At 41.8% G+C, this 20,535-nt stretch carries 19 protein-coding genes; 18 read left to right on the forward strand and 1 reads right to left on the reverse strand.

Annotated features, from left to right (window positions below):
* The first annotated feature begins 23 nt into the window (after positions 1 to 23).
* From argJ to holA, 10 genes are all read left to right on the forward strand, one after another.
* On the forward strand, positions 24 to 1,259 hold the full coding sequence (gene argJ / locus B5G00_RS16460; protein ID WP_330396398.1) for a bifunctional glutamate N-acetyltransferase/amino-acid acetyltransferase ArgJ: 1,236 nt from the start codon (positions 24 to 26) through the stop codon (positions 1,257 to 1,259).
* A gap of 13 nt (positions 1,260 to 1,272) precedes the next feature.
* Positions 1,273 to 2,163, forward strand: coding sequence for an acetylglutamate kinase (argB, locus tag B5G00_RS16465; RefSeq protein WP_087274730.1), 891 nt, complete (start codon positions 1,273 to 1,275; stop codon positions 2,161 to 2,163).
* Positions 2,156 to 3,343 (forward strand): aspartate aminotransferase family protein, encoded by a 1,188-nt coding sequence (locus B5G00_RS16470; protein WP_087274763.1) that lies wholly within the window; start codon positions 2,156 to 2,158, stop codon positions 3,341 to 3,343. Before argB ends, B5G00_RS16470 begins: the two co-directional genes overlap by 8 nt.
* Positions 3,344 to 3,476: 133 nt before the next feature.
* A complete protein-coding gene (locus B5G00_RS16475; RefSeq protein ID WP_087274732.1) occupies positions 3,477 to 3,908 on the forward strand; it encodes a DMT family transporter in 432 nt (143 codons plus the stop codon).
* 284 nt (positions 3,909 to 4,192) lie between these two features.
* Positions 4,193 to 4,822, forward strand: a complete 630-nt coding sequence (locus tag B5G00_RS16480) for a helix-hairpin-helix domain-containing protein (protein WP_087274734.1) — start codon at positions 4,193 to 4,195, stop codon at positions 4,820 to 4,822.
* 10 nt (positions 4,823 to 4,832) lie between these two features.
* Positions 4,833 to 5,522 (forward strand): response regulator transcription factor, encoded by a 690-nt coding sequence (locus B5G00_RS16485; RefSeq protein WP_087274736.1) that lies wholly within the window; start codon positions 4,833 to 4,835, stop codon positions 5,520 to 5,522.
* A 134-nt stretch (positions 5,523 to 5,656) separates the two neighbouring features.
* On the forward strand, positions 5,657 to 7,081 hold the full coding sequence (locus B5G00_RS16490; RefSeq protein ID WP_087274738.1) for a sensor histidine kinase: 1,425 nt from the start codon (positions 5,657 to 5,659) through the stop codon (positions 7,079 to 7,081).
* Positions 7,082 to 7,092: 11 nt separating this feature from the next.
* Positions 7,093 to 8,028, forward strand: a complete 936-nt coding sequence (locus B5G00_RS16495) for a GerMN domain-containing protein (RefSeq protein ID WP_242971400.1) — start codon at positions 7,093 to 7,095, stop codon at positions 8,026 to 8,028.
* Entirely contained in the window at positions 8,018 to 10,267 is a 2,250-nt protein-coding gene (locus B5G00_RS16500) for a DNA internalization-related competence protein ComEC/Rec2 (RefSeq protein WP_087274740.1), read from the forward strand. Before B5G00_RS16495 ends, B5G00_RS16500 begins: the two co-directional genes overlap by 11 nt.
* Before the next feature lie 47 nt (positions 10,268 to 10,314).
* Positions 10,315 to 11,292 (forward strand): DNA polymerase III subunit delta, encoded by a 978-nt coding sequence (holA, locus tag B5G00_RS16505; RefSeq protein ID WP_087274765.1) that lies wholly within the window; start codon positions 10,315 to 10,317, stop codon positions 11,290 to 11,292.
* Positions 11,293 to 11,363: 71 nt separating this feature from the next.
* On the opposite strand, the gene rpsT is transcribed toward holA, so the two are convergent.
* Positions 11,364 to 11,627, reverse strand: a complete 264-nt coding sequence (gene rpsT / locus B5G00_RS16510; RefSeq protein ID WP_158229608.1) for a 30S ribosomal protein S20 — start codon at positions 11,625 to 11,627, stop codon at positions 11,364 to 11,366.
* A 189-nt stretch (positions 11,628 to 11,816) separates the two neighbouring features.
* Here rpsT and gpr point away from each other — a divergent pair, with 189 nt between their 5' ends.
* The 8 genes from gpr (at position 11,817) to B5G00_RS16550 (ending at position 20,391) form a co-directional block, all read left to right on the forward strand.
* Positions 11,817 to 12,728, forward strand: a complete 912-nt coding sequence (gene gpr, locus B5G00_RS16515) for a GPR endopeptidase (protein ID WP_087274744.1) — start codon at positions 11,817 to 11,819, stop codon at positions 12,726 to 12,728.
* A gap of 40 nt (positions 12,729 to 12,768) precedes the next feature.
* Positions 12,769 to 14,013 (forward strand): stage II sporulation protein P, encoded by a 1,245-nt coding sequence (gene spoIIP / locus B5G00_RS16520; RefSeq protein ID WP_087274746.1) that lies wholly within the window; start codon positions 12,769 to 12,771, stop codon positions 14,011 to 14,013.
* Positions 14,014 to 14,107: 94 nt separating this feature from the next.
* A complete protein-coding gene (locus tag B5G00_RS16525) occupies positions 14,108 to 14,974 on the forward strand; it encodes a LicD family protein (protein WP_087274750.1) in 867 nt (288 codons plus the stop codon).
* 95 nt (positions 14,975 to 15,069) lie between these two features.
* The gene (locus B5G00_RS16530) at positions 15,070 to 16,239 is read left to right on the forward strand and encodes a lipopolysaccharide biosynthesis protein (protein WP_162613520.1); all 1,170 of its coding nucleotides are present in this window, start codon (positions 15,070 to 15,072) and stop codon (positions 16,237 to 16,239) included.
* Positions 16,232 to 17,377 carry a glycosyltransferase family 4 protein gene (locus tag B5G00_RS16535; protein ID WP_087274754.1) on the forward strand — a complete coding sequence of 382 codons (1,146 nt, stop codon included), beginning with the start codon at positions 16,232 to 16,234 and terminating at the stop codon, positions 17,375 to 17,377. The genes B5G00_RS16530 and B5G00_RS16535 overlap by 8 nt, the downstream gene beginning before the upstream one ends.
* 6 nt (positions 17,378 to 17,383) lie before the next feature.
* Positions 17,384 to 18,082: a glycosyltransferase family 2 protein gene (locus B5G00_RS16540; protein ID WP_087274756.1), complete on the forward strand. Its 699-nt coding sequence runs from the start codon at positions 17,384 to 17,386 to the stop codon at positions 18,080 to 18,082.
* Positions 18,079 to 18,435, forward strand: a complete 357-nt coding sequence (locus B5G00_RS16545) for a DUF2304 domain-containing protein (RefSeq protein WP_087274758.1) — start codon at positions 18,079 to 18,081, stop codon at positions 18,433 to 18,435. Before B5G00_RS16540 ends, B5G00_RS16545 begins: the two co-directional genes overlap by 4 nt.
* Before the next feature lie 3 nt (positions 18,436 to 18,438).
* Entirely contained in the window at positions 18,439 to 20,391 is a 1,953-nt protein-coding gene (locus tag B5G00_RS16550) for a DUF2142 domain-containing protein (protein WP_087274759.1), read from the forward strand.
* Positions 20,392 to 20,535: the final 144 nt, after the last annotated feature.

Below are 20,535 nucleotides of genomic sequence, written 5' to 3' on the forward strand. Positions count from 1 at the left end.
GAGGAAAGGAGAATTTGAAGAAAATGGAAGATAAGATAAATGTAACAGAGGGAGGCGTAACGGCGGCCCAGGGATTTCAGGCTGCAGGAATTGCCGCAGGAATAAAAAAAGGCGGTACAAAAGACATGGCCATGGTTTACAGTGAAAAGCCCTGTGTATGTGCAGGCACCTTTACTACAAACGTAGTAAAGGCAGCTCCGGTAAAGTGGGACCAGAAAATAGTAGAGGAATCAGATTATGTGCAGGCTGTGGTATGCAACAGCGGAATTGCCAATGCCTGTACCGGCCAGGAGGGATACAGCTACTGCCAGGAGACAGCTAAGGCTGCAGGGAAAGCATTGGGCATTTCTGCAGAAGAGGTGCTGGTAGCTTCTACAGGAGTGATCGGACAGCAGCTTCCCATGGCAGTTTTGAAAGAAGGAGTAAAGAAGCTGGCCCCTATGCTTCTGGGAACAAAAGAGGCAGGAACTTTGGCGGCAGAAGCGATCATGACCACAGATACAGTGAAAAAGGAAGTGGCTGTAGAGATGGAGCTTTCCGGGAAAAAAGTGACTATCGGAGGTATGTGCAAGGGCTCTGGAATGATCCATCCAAATATGTGCACCATGCTGTCTTTTGTGACCACAGATGTGGACATCGATAAAAATCTTTTAAAAGAGGCTTTAAGAGAAAGCGTACAGGATTCTTATAATATGATTTCTGTGGATGGAGACACATCTACAAATGATACGGTATTAGTCCTGGCAAATGCAATGGCAGGAAATCCTAAGATCACAGAAAAAAATCAGGATTATGAGATTTTTAAGAAGGGACTGGACTATGTAAATAAGACGCTGGCTCAGAAGATCGCAGGAGATGGAGAGGGAGCCACTGCTTTGTTTGAAGTCAAGATTACAGGAGCTCAGACAAAGGAACAGGCAGTGACCCTCAGCAAATCTGTGATCACTTCCAATCTGACGAAGGCCGCCATTTTTGGTCATGATGCTAACTGGGGAAGGATCTTGTGCGCCATGGGATATTCAGGGGCGCAGTTTGACCCGGAAAAAGTAGACCTGGTATTTGAGAGCAGGGCAGGAAGAATACAGATCATGAAGGACGGTATTGGAACGGATTACAGCGAAGAAGAAGCAACGAAAATCCTTTCAGAAGATAAAGTGACTGTTATCGCTGATATAAAAATGGGAGAAGAGACAGCCACGGCCTGGGGTTGTGATCTTACCTATGATTATGTGAAAATAAACGCGGATTACCGCTCATAAGGGGGAAAGTGGAATGGTAAAGCAGAAATATCTGGACAAGGCGGAAGTGTTGATCGAGGCCCTTCCCTATATTCAGAGATTTAACAGAAAAATTATTGTAGTAAAATATGGCGGAAGCGCTATGGTAGATGAACAGCTGAAAAAAACGGTTATCCAGGATGTGGTACTTTTAAAGCTGGTGGGATTTAAACCGATTATTGTTCATGGAGGAGGAAAAGAAATCAGCCGCTGGGTCAGCAAGGTGGGCAAGGAGCCACAGTTTATTAACGGCCTGAGAGTGACAGACGGTGAGACGATGGAGCTGGCAGAGATGGTTCTGAACAAGGTAAATAAAGAACTGGTAGCCCTGGTAGAGTCTCTGGGAGTAAAGGCTGTGGGAGTCAGCGGTAAAGATGGAAATCTCCTTAAGGTAGAGAAAAAATTCTCTAATGGACAGGACATAGGATTTGTGGGAAATATTACAGAAGTAAATCCTAAAATTCTTTCAGATCTTCTGGAAAAAGATTTCCTGCCTATTGTATGTCCAGTGGGATTGGACGAGAATTTCCAGACCTATAATATTAACGCAGATGACGCAGCCTGCGCTATCGCAAAGCAGATGCATGCAGAAAAACTGGCTTTCCTTACAGATATTGAAGGTGTATACAGAGACCCGGAAGATCCTTCTACTTTGATTTCCAAGCTTTTTGTAAAAGAAGCAAGAGAGCTGATCAACAGCGGGAATGTAGGGGGAGGCATGATTCCCAAGCTGCAGAACTGTGTGGATGCCATTGAAGGAGGCGTATCCAGAGTCCATATCCTGGATGGAAGAATTAAGCACTGCCTTCTTCTGGAAATCTTTACAGATAAAGGTATTGGAACTGCGATTTTGAGAAAGGATGGAATACAATATTATGATGTGTAGTAAGGAATATATGGATAGAGCAGAAAATGCAGTGCTTCACACTTATAATCGTTTTCCTGTGGTTCTGGAGAGGGGAGAAGGCGTCAGGCTCTATGACCTGGATGGAAAAGAATACCTGGATTTTGGAGCAGGAATTGCAGTCTTTGCCCTGGGGTATGGAAATAAAGCATATAATCAGGCTTTAAAGGACCAGGTTGACAAACTGATACATACCTCGAATCTTTTTTATAATATGCCTATGACAGAGGCTGCCGAAAAGCTATTAAAGGCATCGGGACTGAGTAAAGTTTTCTTTACCAACAGTGGTACAGAAGCTATTGAAGGGGCTATTAAGGCTGCCAGAAAATATGCCTGGCTGAGGGATGGAAGTACAGATCATGAGATCATAGCTATGAAACACTCCTTTCATGGCAGAAGCCTGGGTGCACTGTCTGTTACGGGAAATGCCCATTATCAGGAACCCTTTAAACCTCTGATCGGCGGGATCCGTTTTGCTGATTTTAATGATTTGGACAGCGTGAAGGAACAGATTACAGAAAAAACCTGCGCTATTATCCTGGAGCCTGTACAGGGAGAAGGAGGAATCTATCCTGCCAGCCGGGAGTTCCTTCAGGGGCTTCGCAGTCTCTGTGACGAAAAGGACATTCTGCTGATCCTGGATGAAATTCAGTGTGGAATGGGCAGGACAGGCAGTATGTTTGCTTATCAGGATTATGAGGTGGAGCCGGATATTATGACTACAGCAAAAGCTTTGGGCTGCGGTGTGCCGGTAGGGGCTTTTGTGCTGAATGAAAAAACTGCCCAGAATTCTCTGGTACCGGGAGACCATGGCACTACTTACGGCGGAAATCCTCTTGCCTGCAGGGCAGTTAGCAAAGTTTTCGACCTTTTTGAAGAGGAAAAAATCCTGGAGCATGTACAAAAAATAGCTCCTTATCTGGAAAAGAAACTGGATGAACTGGTGGAAAAATATGATTTTCTTACTGAGCGGAGAGGAAAAGGCCTGATGCAGGGCGTTGTAGTATCTGGAAGACCTGTGGGAGAGATTATCAATAAGGCTATAGAAAATGGGCTTTTTGTTCTTTCTGCTGGCACTGATGTGCTGCGCTTTGTTCCACCTCTGATTATTACAGAGGCAGACATAGACGAAATGGCGGAAAAGCTGGAACGTTCTTTTTAGTGTAGTACCCCGCTTCTCTTTCATATAGCAGTTTGTCTGAATCTGAACTGGAATGAAAACCGGACTTATGGGAAAAATATAGCAGATGGGAGATAACTCCCGGCGGTATTTTGAACATAAGGAGGAATAATATATGTGGGGAATTTTAATCGCTGTTGTATCCGGGGCTTTGATGAGTATACAGGGAGTGTTTAATACGGCAGTGACCAAGCAGACCAGTCTGTGGGTGTCTACAGGGTGGGTACAGTTTTCTGCACTCCTGGTCTGTATCGGCGCATGGGTTTTTACAGGCAGAGAAAGAATTGGAGAACTGGCTTCAGTAAATCCCAAATACCTGCTTTTGGGAGGCGTAATAGGCGCCTTTATCACTGTGACTGTAATCCAGAGCATGTCCGCTCTTGGACCGGCCAGATCAGCTATGCTCATCGTAGTGGCACAGCTGGTGGTGGCTTATATTATTGAGCTCCTGGGACTGTTCGGCGTGGAGAAAGGGGCTTTTGAATGGAGAAAGGTTCTGGGAATGGCTGTGGCCATTGTGGGAATTGTAATCTTTAAATGGGAATAGTGTACAAAAAGCAGCTCTCGCAGAGGGCTGTTTTTTGTATTGCGATTTTTCAGAGGGAATGCTATACTAAACTTACATTTCAGATTATATTTTCAGGCGTTTCAGCCATTTATTTCCAAAATGAAATTTCAGCAGGCCGAATACATAGAGGATTATGTCTAAAATTGTAAGGGATTTTAAAAGAACTTGGAAAATAGATATTGTAAAGAGTCTATAAATTCGTTACAATAAATACAGTTGTACATACTGGACTGTTTCTGTCTGACTGGAACAGGGAGGTGTGTATGATGAACAGAAAGAAAAGCATGTTGCTGCTGACTATTTTCTGGATAGCAGTTATTTTTGAATCCTGCGATAACAAAGAGGAGGAAATCCTCATTGGGCAGCAGGAAGAAACAACTCTGAAAGAAGAAAAAAACAGCGGAGAATCTCAGGAAGCAGAAGATATCCAGGAGGAAACTTCTGCTATCTGGGTAGATGTCAGCGGAGCTGTAAAAAATCCGGGAGTCTATAAGCTGGAAAATGACGCCAGGATTTTTCAGGCCATAGAGGCAGCAGGAGGATTCTCAGAGGATGCAGATCCTCAGTGGCTGAATCAGGCAGCTGAAATATCTGACGGAGAGAAAATTTTTGTTTACACGAAGGAGGAAACCCAGACATTAAAGGAACAAGGGATTTCATCGGAACAGGAAAAAGAAAATGCTGAGAAAGCAGAGGAGGCAAAGATTAACATTAATCAGGCCTCTTTAGAGGAGCTCCAGGAGATACCGGGTATAGGAGAAGCTCGGGCTCAGGCGATTATTGCTTACAGAGAGGAGACCGGAGGCTTTGGAAGCATTGAGGATATTCAGCAGGTCTCAGGAATAAAAGGAAAAACCTTTGAAAAAATAGAACCTTATATAACAGTGGAATAGGAGATAGCAGATGAGCAGAAGAGTGTTGGTTGTTGATGATGAAAAATTAATTGTAAAAGGAATCCGTTTTAGCTTGGAACAAGATGACATGGAGGTAGACTGCGCCTATGACGGAGAGGAAGCTTTGGAAAAAGCCAGAACAAAGGAATATGATATGATCCTTCTGGATATTATGCTGCCAAAGATGACGGGTCTGGAAGTGTGTCAGCAGATCAGAGAATTTTCCAGTGTTCCGATTATCATGCTCACTGCCAAGGGAGAAGATATGGATAAGATTCTGGGACTGGAATATGGCGCAGATGACTATATTACCAAACCCTTCAATATTCTGGAAGTAAAGGCAAGGATAAAGGCGATCATGCGCCGGGCAAGCAAGGAAGATAAGAAAGAGAATACAGAGAAGGTACTGGTCAGCGGAGAGTTGAAGCTGGATTTGGAGGGGAGAAGAGTATTTATAGCTGATAAGGAAATCAATCTGACGGCTAAGGAGTTCGATCTTCTGGAGCTTTTGGCAAAGAATCCCAATAAAGTATACAGCAGAGAAAATCTGCTGAATCTGGTGTGGGGATATGAGTATCCGGGAGATGTACGTACAGTGGATGTACATATTCGGCGCCTGAGAGAAAAGATTGAGACTGTGCCCAGTGATCCCAAATATGTTCACACAAAATGGGGAATCGGATATTATTTTCAGGGCTAGAGATATAGAAGCCGGGAGCTGCCATGGGAAACTGCTGATGCAGATTTGCTGTGGGGCTCCAATTTTCTTTTGGCTTCCAGGGAAGGAACTGGAACCAGCGAGTCGTGAATGAAAAAGAAAAGAGGACTGTGCAGATGCGTATAAAACCTAAGCTGTCATTTTTTAAAAGCCTCAGATTCCGGATTATGATTATCATTATCCTTATAGGGATTATTCCCGGTTTTATAGTAGAAGGAATGATTATTGGCTCTTACGAGGACCGAGCAGTAGAACTGAGGCAGATTACAGTAAGGAATCAGTGCGATATCCTGGGAAATCAGCTGATGCGGGAGGGATACCTGCAGCAGAAGTCAACAGTGATAGACAGTGAGCTATCTATGCTTTCTTCTGTTTTCAGTGCAAGAGTTCTGATCATAAACAGAAACGGCAGGATCGTAGAGGATACTTATGATATTGATGAAGGAAAGTATACTTTTTCGGAGGAAGTGATCCAGTGCTTCGAGGGAGTGAATACCAGCTATTACGACAGAGAGAATATCTATATAGAGCAGACCATTCCATTGACAAATGAAGAATCCGGTCAGATAGACGGCGTAATGCTGATCAGCGCTTCTACTGCGGAGATTCAGGACACGATTGAAATCCTGGCCCACAGAGGAAATCTTCTGATGTTGATCATTAGCATGCTTGTTATTTTTTTGAGTTTTGTGGTTTCCAAGATTCTGGTGAAGCCATTTTCAAGAGTAAGTAAAGCTATCGAAGAACTGACAGATGGTTATCTGGATGAAGAAATTTCTGTTACAGACTATACAGAAACGGAGATGATCACAAATGTGTTTAATAAGCTCCTTAAGAGGATGAAAATTCTGGATGATTCCAGACAGGAATTTGTGGCTAATGTGTCCCATGAGCTGAAAACACCAATGACTTCCATTAAGGTTCTGGCGGACTCCCTGGCTGTCCAGGAAGATGTGCCGGTAGAGCTTTATAAAGAATTTATGCAGGATATTACTGTAGAGATTGATCGGGAAAATAAGATCATTACAGACCTTCTGGCTTTGGTAAAGATGGATAAAAAGGCTGCAGACCTGAATATTCAGAAGGTAAGCATTAATGAATTGCTGGAGAATATCCTGAAAAGGCTGAAGCCTATTGCAGATAAAAAAAAGGTGGAATTAGTACTGGAAAGTTATCGCCCGGTAGTGGCAGAGATTGATGAAGTGAAATTGAGCCTTGCATTTTCCAACCTGGTGGAAAATGGAATCAAATATAATGTGGAAGACGGCTGGGTACATGTTACTTTGAATGCGGATCATAAATATTTTTATGTGACAGTAGCAGATTCAGGAATTGGGATTCCGGAGGAATCCATTGATAAAATATTCGAGAGATTCTATCGAGTTGACAAATCCCACTCCAGAGAGATTGGCGGAACCGGTCTGGGTCTGGCGATTACCAGAAATGCTATTGTAATGCATAGAGGCGCCATAAAGGTGAAGAGTGAGGAACATCAGGGAACTACATTTTCCGTAAGAATCCCTTTGAACTACATTGCATAGGGGGTATTGGGTTGAAAAAAATCAAAAGAATACTGGCAGTTTTTCTGGCGATCTGTCTTTTGGCGGCAGGAGGGTGCAGAGAAAGTGCAGCAGAAGAAGAAACCACAGAATATTCCATGTATTACCTGGCTTTGTCAGAGACAAAGCTGGAGACAGTGCCCTATGAGCCTTCTGAAGAGAATGCAGAGACTATGATAGATGAAATTTATCAGATGTTTTCACAGCCTTCTGATTCGGAAGAATATCTCAAACTGCTCCCAGAGGATGTGCTGATGAAAAATTATACTTTTGAGGGGCAGACAGTGACACTGAACTTTGATGAAGAGTATAAAAAAATGAATAATGCCAGGGAAATCCTGGTGAGGACAGGAATGGTCCTGGCATTTACTCAGATTCCCGGAGTCACATATGTGGAATTTCTGGAGAATGGAAGTCCTATGACAGACTCAGACGGCAATGAAATCGGCCTCATGGAGAGAGGTGATTTTGTAGAAAATGAAGGAAAAAATATCAATTCTTATGTTTTTGCAGATTTGAACCTGTATTTTGCCAACGAAAATGGAGATCGTCTGGTAAGGGAGAACAGAAGAATCCATTACAGCAGTAATGTACCTCTGGAGAGGGTGATTGTAGAAAGACTATTGGAAGGGCCAAAGTCAGACGACATGCTGCCAACTCTTTCTTCTAATACAAAGATCCTGGGAGTCTCTATTGTAGAGGGTATCTGCTACGTAAACCTGGATAAGAGTTTTCTCACAGAAACTATGAGTGTGCAACAGGAACTGCCGATTTACTCAATCGTCAATTCCCTTACAGATGCCTGCAATATCCATGGAGTACAGATTTCTGTAGAAGGGGATACCAAGGTAACCTTCAGAGAGAGCATGAAACTGGACCAGATCTATCAGGCGGACTATAGTTATCTGGAGTCAGAAGATGAGAGTTAAAAGGCCTCTGTGCACTGCCCTTTTCATCTGGGCGGCAGTGATCTGGCTTCTGGGGAGAGCAGGAATCCCCTTTTTTACCTGCTCTCCGCCAAAGCTGGCAGGGCAGGTAAAAGGTGAAAACATTCTTGCTACAGGTATTGTTTATCAAAAAGATGTCTATGAGACCATTACAAATCTATATCTAAAAAAAGCAAATCTTATTATTCAAGAAGAACAACATCCCACAGAACGAATAAAATTAACTATGGATAACAAAGCGTTTTCTGGACTGACGGAACAGGGGGATTTTATCGCTGTTTACGGAAAGCTGGAAGAAATTCCGGAAGGGGCAAATCCGGGGCAGTTTAATGAACGTGCCTATTACTATGCCAGGAATATAAAGTGGTATATGGAAGGAGAAGAGATGCAGCTCCTTCAAAGGGGCAAGAATCAGATGCTGTCTTTTCAGGGAAGGGTAAAGGAAAAAATGAGAGGAGGAATACAGAAAGCTTTCGGGGAGGAAAAGGGAGGAATTATGGAAGCCATGATACTGGGAGAAAAGGAAAATCTGGGACAGGAGAATAAACTGCTGTTTCAGATCATGGGAATCTCTCATATACTGGCCATTTCCGGAACCCATCTTTCTGTCATTGGCTGGGGGTTTTACAAAGTACTGCTGAAATGCCGACTGCCTGTAAAAGCCTCTGGCCTCATTTCAGCAGCAGCGATGATTTTTTACGGAGAACTTACGGGCAGCCAGGCTGCTGCAGTCCGGGCGGTTTTGATGTTTGGCGTATCTGTGGGAGCCATGGTTTTAAAAAGGACTTATGATTTTCTTTCTGCGCTTTCTCTGGCAGCTGTCTTTCTCCTGGCAGAATCTCCTCTCTATCTGTATGACAGCAGTTTTCTTCTGTCTTTCGGGGCAGTTTTCGGCCTGGCAGCGGTCTATCCCGTTCTTTTTCCTCCAGAGAGAAAAAAATACAGAAAAAATCTCCGGGGGAAAATCCAGAGAGAATTGAAGAATGGGATTTTTTCCAGTCTTTCTGTGTGGAGCGTCCTTCTTCCTGTTACTATGTATTTTTTCTACGAGATTTCTACCTGGGGATTTCTGGTAAACCTTCTGATACTGCCTACGACAGGCATCCTTCTGGTTTCCGGCCTGGCAGGCGGTATTCTGGGACTGCTTCCGGCAGTTCTTCCGGGAAAGGCAGGCGCACTGCCGGGAATCATCTTTCTGGAACTGTATCTGAGAGGCGGGGAAATCATACAGGAGCTGCCGGCTTCTCTGTGGATAACCGGGAGACCAGAACTGTGGCAGTGTGCAGTCTATTATGGGATGCTGGCAGGGACTTTGTGGATAAAGAAAATAAGAACTGATAGAAAGGTTTCTGGGAAATGGACTCAGATGGTCCAGGTTATAGTTTTGGGAGTGGGAATTGTGCTTCTGTTTATCAGGTTTCCAGAGGGAGAACTGAAAGTTACTTTCCTGGATGTGGGACAGGGAGACTGCGCCTGTATACAAAAAGGAAGAGAAAGCTGTTATCTGATTGACGGAGGGAGCAGCTCGGTTTCCAAAGCAGGGCAGTACAGAATCCTGCCTTTTCTGAAAGAACAGGGAATTCGAAAGGTAGACGGGATTTTTCTCTCCCATATGGATGAAGATCATATTAACGGAATTCTGGAGCTGCTGGAGATGACGGCCAAAAGAGAGACAGGATTAAAAATACAGAGGATTTTTCTGTCAAGGTCCAGGGAAACAGAGGAAATGCAGCAGAGAATAAAAGAATCAGGAGAAAAAGCCGGCTGTGAGGTCCTATATATTGGAAGGGGAGACAGGATAAGAGACGGAAAGCTGGAGATGACCTGTCTGTCACCGAAGAATGAGAATATGGAGAGTAATGAAGGGTCACAGGTGATTTGGGCAGAGATGGAAGAGTTTTCCCTGTTGTTTACAGGAGATGTGGAAGGCAGAGGGGAAGAAGAATTACTGGCCCTGTGCAGGGAAACTAACATTCAGTGCGATATTCTAAAAGTAGCCCACCACGGCTCCAAAAACTCTACTTCTGAAGAGTTTTTGGACATAATTTCCCCTCAGGCGGCTGTGATTTCCTGCGGCAGGAATAATCTTTATGGTCATCCCCATCAGGAGCTGATGGAGCGGCTGAAAAAGAAAGGTATTTTTGTTTTTGAGACGAAAAACAAGGGCGCCATATCTGCAGTATGGAAGAAAGAAAAAATACAGGTGTCTTTTCAGTATTAGGAATCCGTGTTAGAATAGGACAGGAAAAACCTGAAAGGGAGAGAAGAATGAAAAATTTACAGGAAGATATTCAGAATCAGGATTTTAAAAAGGTATATCTCCTTTACGGAGAGGAAAAGTATCTTTTACAGCAATATAAGAGCAGACTGGAGAAGGCTCTGGTACCAGAGGGAGATACGATGAACTTTTCTGCCTTCCAGGGGAAAAAGACGGAACCCAGAGAAGTCATAGATCTGGCGGAGACCATGCCTTTTTTTGCTGACCGAAGAGTGATTTTCCTGGAGGATACAGGTTTTTTTAAGAACCAGTGCCAGGAACTGCCCGAATATCTTGCTCAACTGCCGGAATACCTATGTATGGTTTTCGTAGAAGATCAGGTGGATAAGCGGAGCCGTATGTATAAAGCTGTCAAAAAATATGGAAGAATTGTGGAATTTGGGCAGCAGGACTCAGGGACTCTTATAAAATGGATACTGGGAATTTTGAAAAGGGAAGGAAAAAAGATTACTCAGAGAGACATGGAACTTTTTCTGCAGATGACAGGAACAGATATGGGGAATATTGAAAATGAACTGGAGAAGCTTTTAAGCTATACTATGGGGAAAGAAGTTATTTCCAGGGAAGATATCCAGGCTGTGTGCAGCAGTCAGATTTCCAATCATATCTTCGATATGCTCCGGGCTGTTACAGAGAAACGCCAGAAAAAGGCTTTGGATCTTTACTACGATCTTCTGGCACTGAAAGAGCCGCCTATGCGTATTCTTTTTCTTCTGGCCAGACAGTTTAACATGATATGGCAGGTAAAAGAACTGGAAAAGGAAGGATATGATCAGGCCAGAATCGCCAAGAGGACAGGGCTTCAGCCTTTTGTGGTACGGAATTATAGCACTTATGGAAGAAAATACAGAGCAGAAGAGCTGGAAGCTATTGTACAGGAATGTGTGGATACAGAAGAAAAGGTGAAGACCGGGCGGATTACGGACATCCTCAGTGTGGAGCTGCTCCTGATAAAATTCAGCAGTTAAAAAGAACGAAAAAAGCCTTCTGGCCGATGACGGGCAGCCAGAAGGCTTTGTATTCATTATATGTCTATAAATTATGCAAGTGTGTTTACAGCTTTTGCTAAGCGGGAAACTTTTCTTGCGGCATTGTTTTTGTGATAAACGCCTTTTGTAGCTGCTTTATCAATTGTAGAAATTGCAACTTTTAATGCAGCAGCAGCAGCTTCCTTATCCTTTGCAGCAACAGCAGCCTCTACTTTTTTGATAGAAGTTTTTACTGCTGATCTGATGGATTTATTTCTCTCAGCCTTTGTTCTGTTTACTAAGATTCTTTTCTTTGCAGATTTAATGTTAGCCAAAGTGTACACCTCCAAATGTGATCATTCAAATTATTATTTACTATTTCTCTATTTCATATCGGAGAAGACACGGAACACTCCGATATCACATGCTTTTTTATTCTAGTGTATTCAGGGAGAATTGTCAATACATAAAATCTTTCAAAATGCAAAAAATATGAAAAAACAGGTATAGAAAGGGTACTGAGCATGGCAATGGGAAGAATTCATACAGACCTGGCACTGGAAACAAAGGAGAAATTTGAAGAGGACAATGTGGAAATCAGAGGAGTGGAAATCCAGGAAGATTATGATGAGGAAAAAGACATTCGGACAACTGTCGTAAAGATTAAAACAGAAAACGGAGCCAAATCTATGGGACGTCCCCAGGGAGTTTATATTACTTTGGAGGCTCCTAATATGTCTGTGCCTGACGAAGATTATCACAGGGAGATTTCCCGGGAACTTTCCAGGCATCTAAAGGCATTGCTTCCCAAGAAGGAAGATATGAAAGTGCTGGTGGTAGGCCTGGGAAACCGGGATATCACGCCGGATGCTCTGGGGCCGGATGTAGTGGCGAACCTCCGTATTACAAGGCATATTATTAACGAGTATGGAGCTCAGGGTATGGGAGAGGAACATGTCCACAGCGTAAGCGGCCTGGCTCCAGGAGTTATGGCCCAGACCGGAATGGAGACCATGGAAATTATCAGAGGTGTGATCGAGGAGACCAGACCGGATATTATCGTCGCCATTGATGCCCTGGCAGCCAGAAGTCTTCGAAGACTGAACAGGACTATACAGATTACAGATACCGGCATTAATCCAGGTTCCGGTGTGGGAAATCACAGAACCGGACTGAATAGGGAAACATTGGGAGTCAGAGTGATCGGTATCGGCGTGCCTACAGTGGTAGATGGAGCTACCATTGTCCACGACGCCATGTCCCATCTTTTGGATGCTCTGGAAGAGGCTGAGAAAAAAGAATTTCTGGAGGAAATGATCGCACCTTCTCTTCACAGTATGTTTGTGACACCTAAGGATGTGGATGATACGATCAAACGTCTGGCATATACAATTTCAGAAGGATTGAATATGACCTTTACCGCGGAAAAGGCATAATTGAAAAGGATTGTCTCATATATAGATATGAGGTGATTGGGTGAAAAGAAAAGAAGCCGGAAAAACCGTTTCAGCGGTGATGTGGATAGGAATGCTGGCTTTGGCCGTATACATTGTAATAAAAGGACTTTCTCTGGATAAGGGAACTGTAGAAAAAATCATGCTGAATGTACAGCAGCAGGCAGTTGAGACCTATTTGCCTGGTGTGACCGGCGAGAACAGGGAGGGTGATAATCGGATATCCTGGGCCATGGAAAAAGCAAAGGAGCAGATTCCAGTGCTGAACAGTTCTTACGACAGTAAGGAGATTTCCAGGGAGGATGTAACCACCAGCGCCAGGATCATGGAAGAAAATCAGGAATTTCTGGAGGCCAGGCTTACAGAAGAAAATCAGGAGGCAGGACCGGATTCTTCCGGATTGGAAATTACCGGAGGGGAGGACAGCACCCAGGAAGAACCGGTGGAAGAAGAGACCAGGAGCACGGCGGCTTCTCAGGAAAGAGCCCCTGTAACAGATATTTCCCTGGAACAGTTTCAGGATTTTAATTTCGTACTCAGCAATTTTTATACAGTGGACAGCACTACAAGCATTACGGCTGAACAGCTGAATGCGCCGGAGCTGGTACAGATGGACCTGCGGATGAAGACAGGCAATGACCAGCCTCAGATCCTGATCTATCATACCCATTCTCAGGAAGAGTTTATTGATTCTGTACCAGGGGATACTAATACTACCATTGTAGGGGTGGGAGCCTATCTTACCAAAATCCTGAAAGAAACTTATGGATATAACGTGATACATGTGACAGATACTTTTGATATTGTAGATGGAAAGCTGGACAGAAACCAGGCCTATAATTATGCCCAGGAACGGATAAGCCAGGTCCTGGAGGAAAATCCCAGCATAGAAGTGGTCATTGACCTTCACCGGGACGGAGTGGCAGACAATCAGAGGCTGGTAACAGAGGTAGATGGAAAGCAGACTGCAAAGGTCATGTTCTTTAACGGTCTGAGCAGAACAAAGCAAAATGGAGAGATTACTTATCTTCCGAACCCTTATATCCAGGATAATCTGGCTTTTTCTCTTCAGATGATGCTGGCCTGCGAAAAGTATTACCCGGATTTTGCCCGGACCATTTATCTTAGAGGATATCGGTACAATCTCCATCTGCGGCCTAAGACCCTGCTGGTAGAATGCGGCGCTCAGACAAATACAGTGGAGGAAGAGATGAATGCCATGGAGCCGCTGGCGGATGTGCTGAATAAAGTCTTGACGGGGACGTGAATTGAAAAGGGCTGGAAAAACAAGAAAAAATATGGTATTCTGAACAGTATGAGCATTATAAAGAAATGTGAAAGGGACCAAAAGAGGGTTAAAGATGTTATATAGAGAATATGATCCTGATGTACTAAAGAAATTGCAGAAAGCAGAAATAGAAATATTAAAAGATTTTGATGCATTATGTGACAAATATTCTATTGACTATTTTGTATGTGGCGGCACTGCACTTGGCGGTGTGAGACATGAAGGATTTATACCTTGGGATGATGATATCGATATAGGAATGACAAGAGATGATTATGAGCGCTTTTTGGAAGTCGCGGAGACAGAATATGGAAATCGATATGGAATAGTCAATGCTGATACGAATTCGGACTTCCCTGTTATTCTTACAAAATGGTATCGCACGGGAACAGTGTTTAAAAATGAAGAGATGCAGAAATTAGGGCTGGATATAGGGATTGCTATAGATGTATTTTGCTTTGATAATGTAGCTGATGATACAAAGGCTCTGAGAAAACAAGCCATAAGCGCCTGGACATGGGGAAAACTTATGGTGCTGCGGCAGGTAGGGGCACCTACTATATATGTAGCCGGATGGAAGGCGAAACTTACGTTGCTGGTCTCTGGACTGGCACATGGGGTATTGAAAACTCTGCATATCCCTACGGGGCTTTTTTATAAAAGAGCGTTAAAAGCCGCAATGCGGTACAGAAAAGTACATACTAAAAGGGTGGCTTATCTTTTTGATCCTACGCCATATACCAGTGTGATCAATAAAGAGGATATTTTCCCTACAGTTAAAAGAAAATTTGAAGATATTCAGTTGAGATTTCCATGTCATGTAGAGAAATACCTGGAAAGAAGATATGGGAAAGATTATATGGAACTGCCTCCGGAGGATCAGAGACATAATCATGCGCCGGAAGAGCTGGATTTTGGAGAGGTATTTGCTGATTTATGATAAAAAAATTCTTTATGTCATCTGAGCACAGTATGAAGCAGACTTATATCTGGACGGTTTTAGCTGGAATAATATATGCTGGAAGTTCGTTTATCATGCAGATGACAACATCGAAATATATAGGAGTAGGACAGGCTGGGATTTTATCTTTGGCATTGGCTGTGGGAAATCAGCTTGTAACCATTGGATTTTATAATATCAGAACCTTTCAGGTCTCAGATGTTACGGAAAAATATAAATTCAGTGACTACTGCATGCTTAGGGTAATTACAGTGTCTGCCATGTTGATAGCAGGCGTTTTCTGGATAACTTTGGGAAACTACAATGTGGTAAAGATGGCGGCTATTATGGCAGCTGTTATATTTAGAGCAGTAGAAGCCATATCAGATGTACTGGAAGGCCGGTATCAGCAAAAAGGACGCTATGATATTTCCTGTAAAGGAGTCGTTATAAAGACACTGACGTATTTGGGCGTATTTTTAGTGACCTTATTTATCACGGGAAGTGTGTTCTGGGGACTGACTGCCCTTGCAACTGTATATCTCGTTATGATTCTTTATTTAGACAGTCAGATCATAGGAGAATTTGGCGGAATATCTTTCAAAACTTCCTGGAAAACCCAGGGGGCCCTTTTGATAGAAGGATTTCCGCTGTTTGTGAATGCATTTTTAAATGCATATATCATAAATGCACCAAAATACGCGTTGGAAAAGTATTATAGTTCCGAGGTCCTTGGTATTTTTACAGTACTATATATGATGGCATTTGTGGTTAATATGTTCGCTTCTTTCGTGTTAAAACCCATCATTTCCGTTCTGGCAGAGAAATATGTCAAACAGGACATTTCTGGATTTTTAAAGCTGATTCTTCGGCAGATGCTGGTTATCGCAGCTGCCACCACAATATGTATTATAGGCGCTTATCTTGTTGGGGTACCTAGCTTAAGCTTTTTATTTGGAGTGGATCTTGCTGAGTATAAGGGGGCATTGTGCCTGATTTTAGTCAGCGGAGGATTTACTGCAATGTATCAGCTTTATCAGTATGGAATTATCATTATGCGCCATCAATACAGCACATTTATCTGTTGTGGACTTACAGTTGTACTTACTTATATTATTACGCCCTATCTCACCAGAAAATATGAAATTATGGGAGCTACGGTCAGCTATACAGTATCTATAGGATTTATGTCGCTGATGTTTATTCTCTTTTTTGTGTTTTATCTGGTAAAGGACAGAAAAAAACGTGAGGAAAAATATGAGTAAAATATGTATATTTGCTTCCCATTATTTTCCGTATCTTGGAGGAATAGAAAGATACACATATAATTTATCCAAAGCTTTGATCAGGCTGGGAGATGAGGTAATGATTGTTACCTGCAATGATGTAAAAGAAAAAAATTATGAGATCATGGATGGGATAGAGGTTCTGCGGCTGCCGTGCTATAATCTGATGGATGGCCGGTACCCTGTGACAAAGTTTAACAGGGAATTTTTTGCACTTTATAAAAAGTTATCTGACAGAGATTTTGATCTGGTTTTGATCAATGCCAGGTTTTATCCTCATACGTTGCTTGGTGGATGGTTTGCCAAAAGGAATAACATAAAAGGCATAATTCTTGATCATGGAACCAGTCATATGACTATAGGGAAAAAGATGCCTGATACGCTATTTGCTTTTGTAGAGCATGTTATTACCACTGGAGACAAGCTTTTGTGTAAGGACTACTATGGTGTGTCCAGGGCATGCTGCAAATGGCTGGGACATTTCCATATAAAAGCGAAAGGGGTTTTATATAATGCGGTAGATGCGGTTAGCATCCAAAATATTGCTGAGGAGCCTAAAAGAAATTTTAGAAAAGAATTTGATGTTTCTCAGGATACTGCAGTAATTGTATATACTGGGCGCCTGATTAAAGAAAAAGGTATTTTTAAATTAATTGAGGCTGTGCAGGAACTGCGTAAAAAATGGAAAATATGTCTGTTTATTGCTGGTGATGGTGAAGAAATGGAAAAAGTTCAGACAGCTGCAGATGATGCTATCATACCTCTTGGCAGGCTGGATTTTGAAGAGATTGCTTCACTTCTGGGGCAGGCAGATGTATATTGTCTTCCTACTGACTATCCGGAAGGATTTCCTACCGCTGTTTTGGAGGCGGCAGCGGCGGGCTGTTATGTGATCACTACTGACAGGGGTGGTTCCCGGGAGCTGATCCAGGATGAATCTTATGGGACTATTTTGAAAAATACAGAGGTCCAAAGTATCCAGGAAGCCATAGATGCTTCTTTGCAATATCCTGATAAAAGAATACAGGCTGCAGAGAAGGCGAAAAAAAGGGTAAATATTATGTTTACATGGGATAAGACAGCTCAAAAAGTACATGGACTTGCCAGAGAAAGGTAGAAAAGAATGAAAAAACTGATTATCATTCCTGCATACAATGAGAGCGCCTGTATTGAATATACAGTTCGTGAAATAGAAAAGTATGCACCGGATTTTGATTATATCATTATTAATGACTGTTCAACCGATAACACGGGAGAAATATGCAGAAAAAATCATTTTAATACAGTACACTTAACAGTAAACCTTGGAATCGGCGGAGCTGTTCAGACAGGGTATTTATATGGATGGAGAAACGGCTATGATCTGGCTGTCCAGGTAGACGGTGATGGCCAGCATGATCCAGCTTTTTTGAATAGTATGGCGGAATGCATGGAAAGAGAAAAGTTGGACATGGTTATCGGTTCAAGATTTATTGAAAAAAGAGGATTCCAATCATCGGGGATGCGCAGAGTGGGAATACGATATTTCAGTGGGCTCATAAAGCTGCTCACAGGCACTAGAATTACAGACCCTACGTCTGGTCTCCGAATGGTGAATAGAAAGGTTATGAAAGAATTTGCCTATAATTATCCCAAGGACTATCCTGAACCGGAAAGTGTAGTTACAATATTATGTCAGGGCTGCAAGGTAAAAGAAATTCCTGTAATTATGAGAAAAAGGTTAGGTGGAGTTTCTTCCATTTCCATGAAGAAATCAGTATATTATATGATTAAAGTAACCCTTGCTATTTTGTTTGAAAAGATCAGGGGAGGAAAAAAATGAATATAAAAATTCAGATTCTAATAATTCTTGCGATGCTTATTGCAATAGTCTATATAGTTAATAAAATCAGGACAAAAGGAATAGAGCTTAAATACAGCCTTTTGTGGCTGCTCTTAGGATTGGGGATTATTATATTTGCCGGTTTTCCTCAGATCAGCCAATGGCTGGCGCACTTTCTGGGGATAAGCCAGCCTGTTAATATGCTGTTTTTTGCCGGATTTTGTTTTACACTGCCCATTATTTTTTCGTTATCGGCCACAGTTTCGAAAATGTCAAACAAAATAAAAAAATTGACTCAGGAAATAGCTCTGATGAACGAAATACTGGAACGCCAAGAAAAGGGGAAGGAATAGGCAATGAAATTAAAAAAGAAAGAGCAAAAGCGATTTAATGGTTTGATTTTACTAGTGGTTTTGCTATTAATTGGCTTTTTAGCAGGAATTGTGGGAGAAGGACTATATGAATTAAATATCTGCAGACGGGCCCTAAAAGGTGGAAATGAGATTGGAACGGAAGAAATAGACAGCACCCATATGCAGATAACACAAACAGTAGAAGGAGAGAAAGTAGATGATGCAGAGGCAGAAAAGAATGTAAATAGTGCTTCGGAAGATTTAACGGTACTAAAACAGATTCATATTACAATAGACGAGAGATTTATCAATAAGCTGTGTTATGCTTATAGCACAGACGAAGATTTTACAGCATATATCACGATTCATACCAAGGATGTGTATAATGCGCCTATCACTGCCGAAATTCAGGACTTTAGTCGGAAGAATCTCAACGAAACAGTAATTAATTTAAAAGATTATGTCACAGAAATTTTTATTGAAGTACCTGAGAATGTGGAAATAAGTAATATAGTAGTAGATAACAGTTGGGACTGGAATTGGTATCGTGTGGCTTATATTGGCGTTTTTATTTTTATTGTATTATCCATTTTCTGCTTTAGAAAAATCATAGCTGCACATATAGAAAAGGGATTTCTATTGTTATCTTTATGTTGTGGGATGCTTTTTATTGCTATCCAGCCGCCTGAATGTACAACTTGGGATGAACATATACATTTTGCTAAAGCTTTTGATTGGTTTGAAAATGGCACTGCCGATAGAACAGAGTCTGAAGCTTATTTATATTATTACCCGGAACAAGAGAATAGAGCTCCATTTTTATCAAAAGAAGAGAAGGCTATGCAAATTCAGTATTTGAATTCTCATCATAACGGGGCTGTAGAAACATATGAAAGAGACGCATATACATTAAATGCAGTAGGCGAGTTGCATATGGCTTTAGCTATAAAAGTAGTAAAATATTTAGGACTTCCTTTTTATGCACAGTTTATAGCGGGTAAAATTGCAAATCTGCTTTTGTATACACTGCTAATATACTGGGCGATAAAAATTATTCCAGTAGGGAAAAAATTTCTTACATCAGTATCGCTTATGCCTACACTTATGATTCAATCAACGAGTTATACTTATGATATAGTTGTTATTGGTTTTTTGGTCTTAGGAATGGCAATGGTTATTGCTGAATATTTTCAGGAAGAAAGGATATTTTCGTGGAAAAAAACAGTATTTATAGCAATTTTATTTATTATTGGCAGCTGCCCAAAACCTGTCTATATTCCTCTTCTTGCATCGTTGATTGCTTTACCAGAAAAGAAATTTAAAACTAAAAGACACATGATTTTGTGTAAAACGTTTTTAATAGTTGTTTGTATGATTATGATTATGACTTTGTTAATTCCAGCTGCAAGTGGCGGTGTTGAAGCAGACTCACGAGGAGGTGCTACAGATGTGGCTCAGCAGATGGGCCTTGTATTAAGTCAGCCATTTTCATATATTCAAATTTTTATTACAGATGTTATTAGCTCGTTAAATGGATATATTTTTAATGCTTCTGCGCTATCTACGATTCCTTACGCAGGAACACATCCTTTTGAGGGAGCGGTAAGCCTTTTATGCTTAGGAATTGCTTTGACAGAAAAAAAACCAGTATTTCCTGCTTCAAAAAAGAATATAGTTAGATTTAAAGTAATTATGACCTTGATTGTTGTAGGAACTTTGGGGCTTGTGTGGTCGGCTCTTTATATTGTTTTTACGCCGGTTGGCAATATGCACATCTTGGGAGTGCAGGCAAGGTACTATATTCCGTTGATAATACCGGCCTATATGATTTTTTATACAAAAAAAATTGAGACAAATTACAGGGAAACCACATATAATACAATTATGCTTTTGATTATTTTGTGGCTTGCACATGGAACTATGTATGACCAGTTCTTTTTAACATATTGTCAGTGATAATAGAGTATTCAGCTTTTACTATAAAGTCCAGCTAAGAAATGTCAAGAGGTGATATGAAAAAGATTAAATTTATTACAATAGAGCAAAAAAGGGTAACCTTAACAGACCATTCTCCAATATAGGACTGGTCAGAAACTAAAT

This window comes from Blautia sp. An46, from assembly GCF_002161645.1.
Lineage (GTDB): Bacteria > Bacillota > Clostridia > Lachnospirales > Lachnospiraceae > Blautia > Blautia ornithocaccae.

What these genes read in the sequence shown, in the direction of transcription:
- argJ (WP_330396398.1), top strand. Translation starts at nt 24, where the DNA reads ATGGAAGATAAGATAAATGTAACAGAGGGAGGCGTAACGGCGGCCCAG.
- argB (WP_087274730.1), top strand. Translation starts at nt 1,273, where the DNA reads ATGGTAAAGCAGAAATATCTGGACAAGGCGGAAGTGTTGATCGAGGCC.
- B5G00_RS16470 (WP_087274763.1), top strand. Translation starts at nt 2,156, where the DNA reads ATGTGTAGTAAGGAATATATGGATAGAGCAGAAAATGCAGTGCTTCAC.
- B5G00_RS16475 (WP_087274732.1), top strand. Translation starts at nt 3,477, where the DNA reads ATGTGGGGAATTTTAATCGCTGTTGTATCCGGGGCTTTGATGAGTATA.
- B5G00_RS16480 (WP_087274734.1), top strand. Translation starts at nt 4,193, where the DNA reads ATGATGAACAGAAAGAAAAGCATGTTGCTGCTGACTATTTTCTGGATA.
- B5G00_RS16485 (WP_087274736.1), top strand. Translation starts at nt 4,833, where the DNA reads ATGAGCAGAAGAGTGTTGGTTGTTGATGATGAAAAATTAATTGTAAAA.
- B5G00_RS16490 (WP_087274738.1), top strand. Translation starts at nt 5,657, where the DNA reads ATGCGTATAAAACCTAAGCTGTCATTTTTTAAAAGCCTCAGATTCCGG.
- B5G00_RS16500 (WP_087274740.1), top strand. Translation starts at nt 8,018, where the DNA reads ATGAGAGTTAAAAGGCCTCTGTGCACTGCCCTTTTCATCTGGGCGGCA.
- holA (WP_087274765.1), top strand. Translation starts at nt 10,315, where the DNA reads ATGAAAAATTTACAGGAAGATATTCAGAATCAGGATTTTAAAAAGGTA.
- gpr (WP_087274744.1), top strand. Translation starts at nt 11,817, where the DNA reads ATGGCAATGGGAAGAATTCATACAGACCTGGCACTGGAAACAAAGGAG.
- B5G00_RS16525 (WP_087274750.1), top strand. Translation starts at nt 14,108, where the DNA reads ATGTTATATAGAGAATATGATCCTGATGTACTAAAGAAATTGCAGAAA.
- B5G00_RS16530 (WP_162613520.1), top strand. Translation starts at nt 15,070, where the DNA reads ATGCAGATGACAACATCGAAATATATAGGAGTAGGACAGGCTGGGATT.
- B5G00_RS16535 (WP_087274754.1), top strand. Translation starts at nt 16,232, where the DNA reads ATGAGTAAAATATGTATATTTGCTTCCCATTATTTTCCGTATCTTGGA.
- B5G00_RS16540 (WP_087274756.1), top strand. Translation starts at nt 17,384, where the DNA reads ATGAAAAAACTGATTATCATTCCTGCATACAATGAGAGCGCCTGTATT.
- B5G00_RS16545 (WP_087274758.1), top strand. Translation starts at nt 18,079, where the DNA reads ATGAATATAAAAATTCAGATTCTAATAATTCTTGCGATGCTTATTGCA.
- B5G00_RS16550 (WP_087274759.1), top strand. Translation starts at nt 18,439, where the DNA reads ATGAAATTAAAAAAGAAAGAGCAAAAGCGATTTAATGGTTTGATTTTA.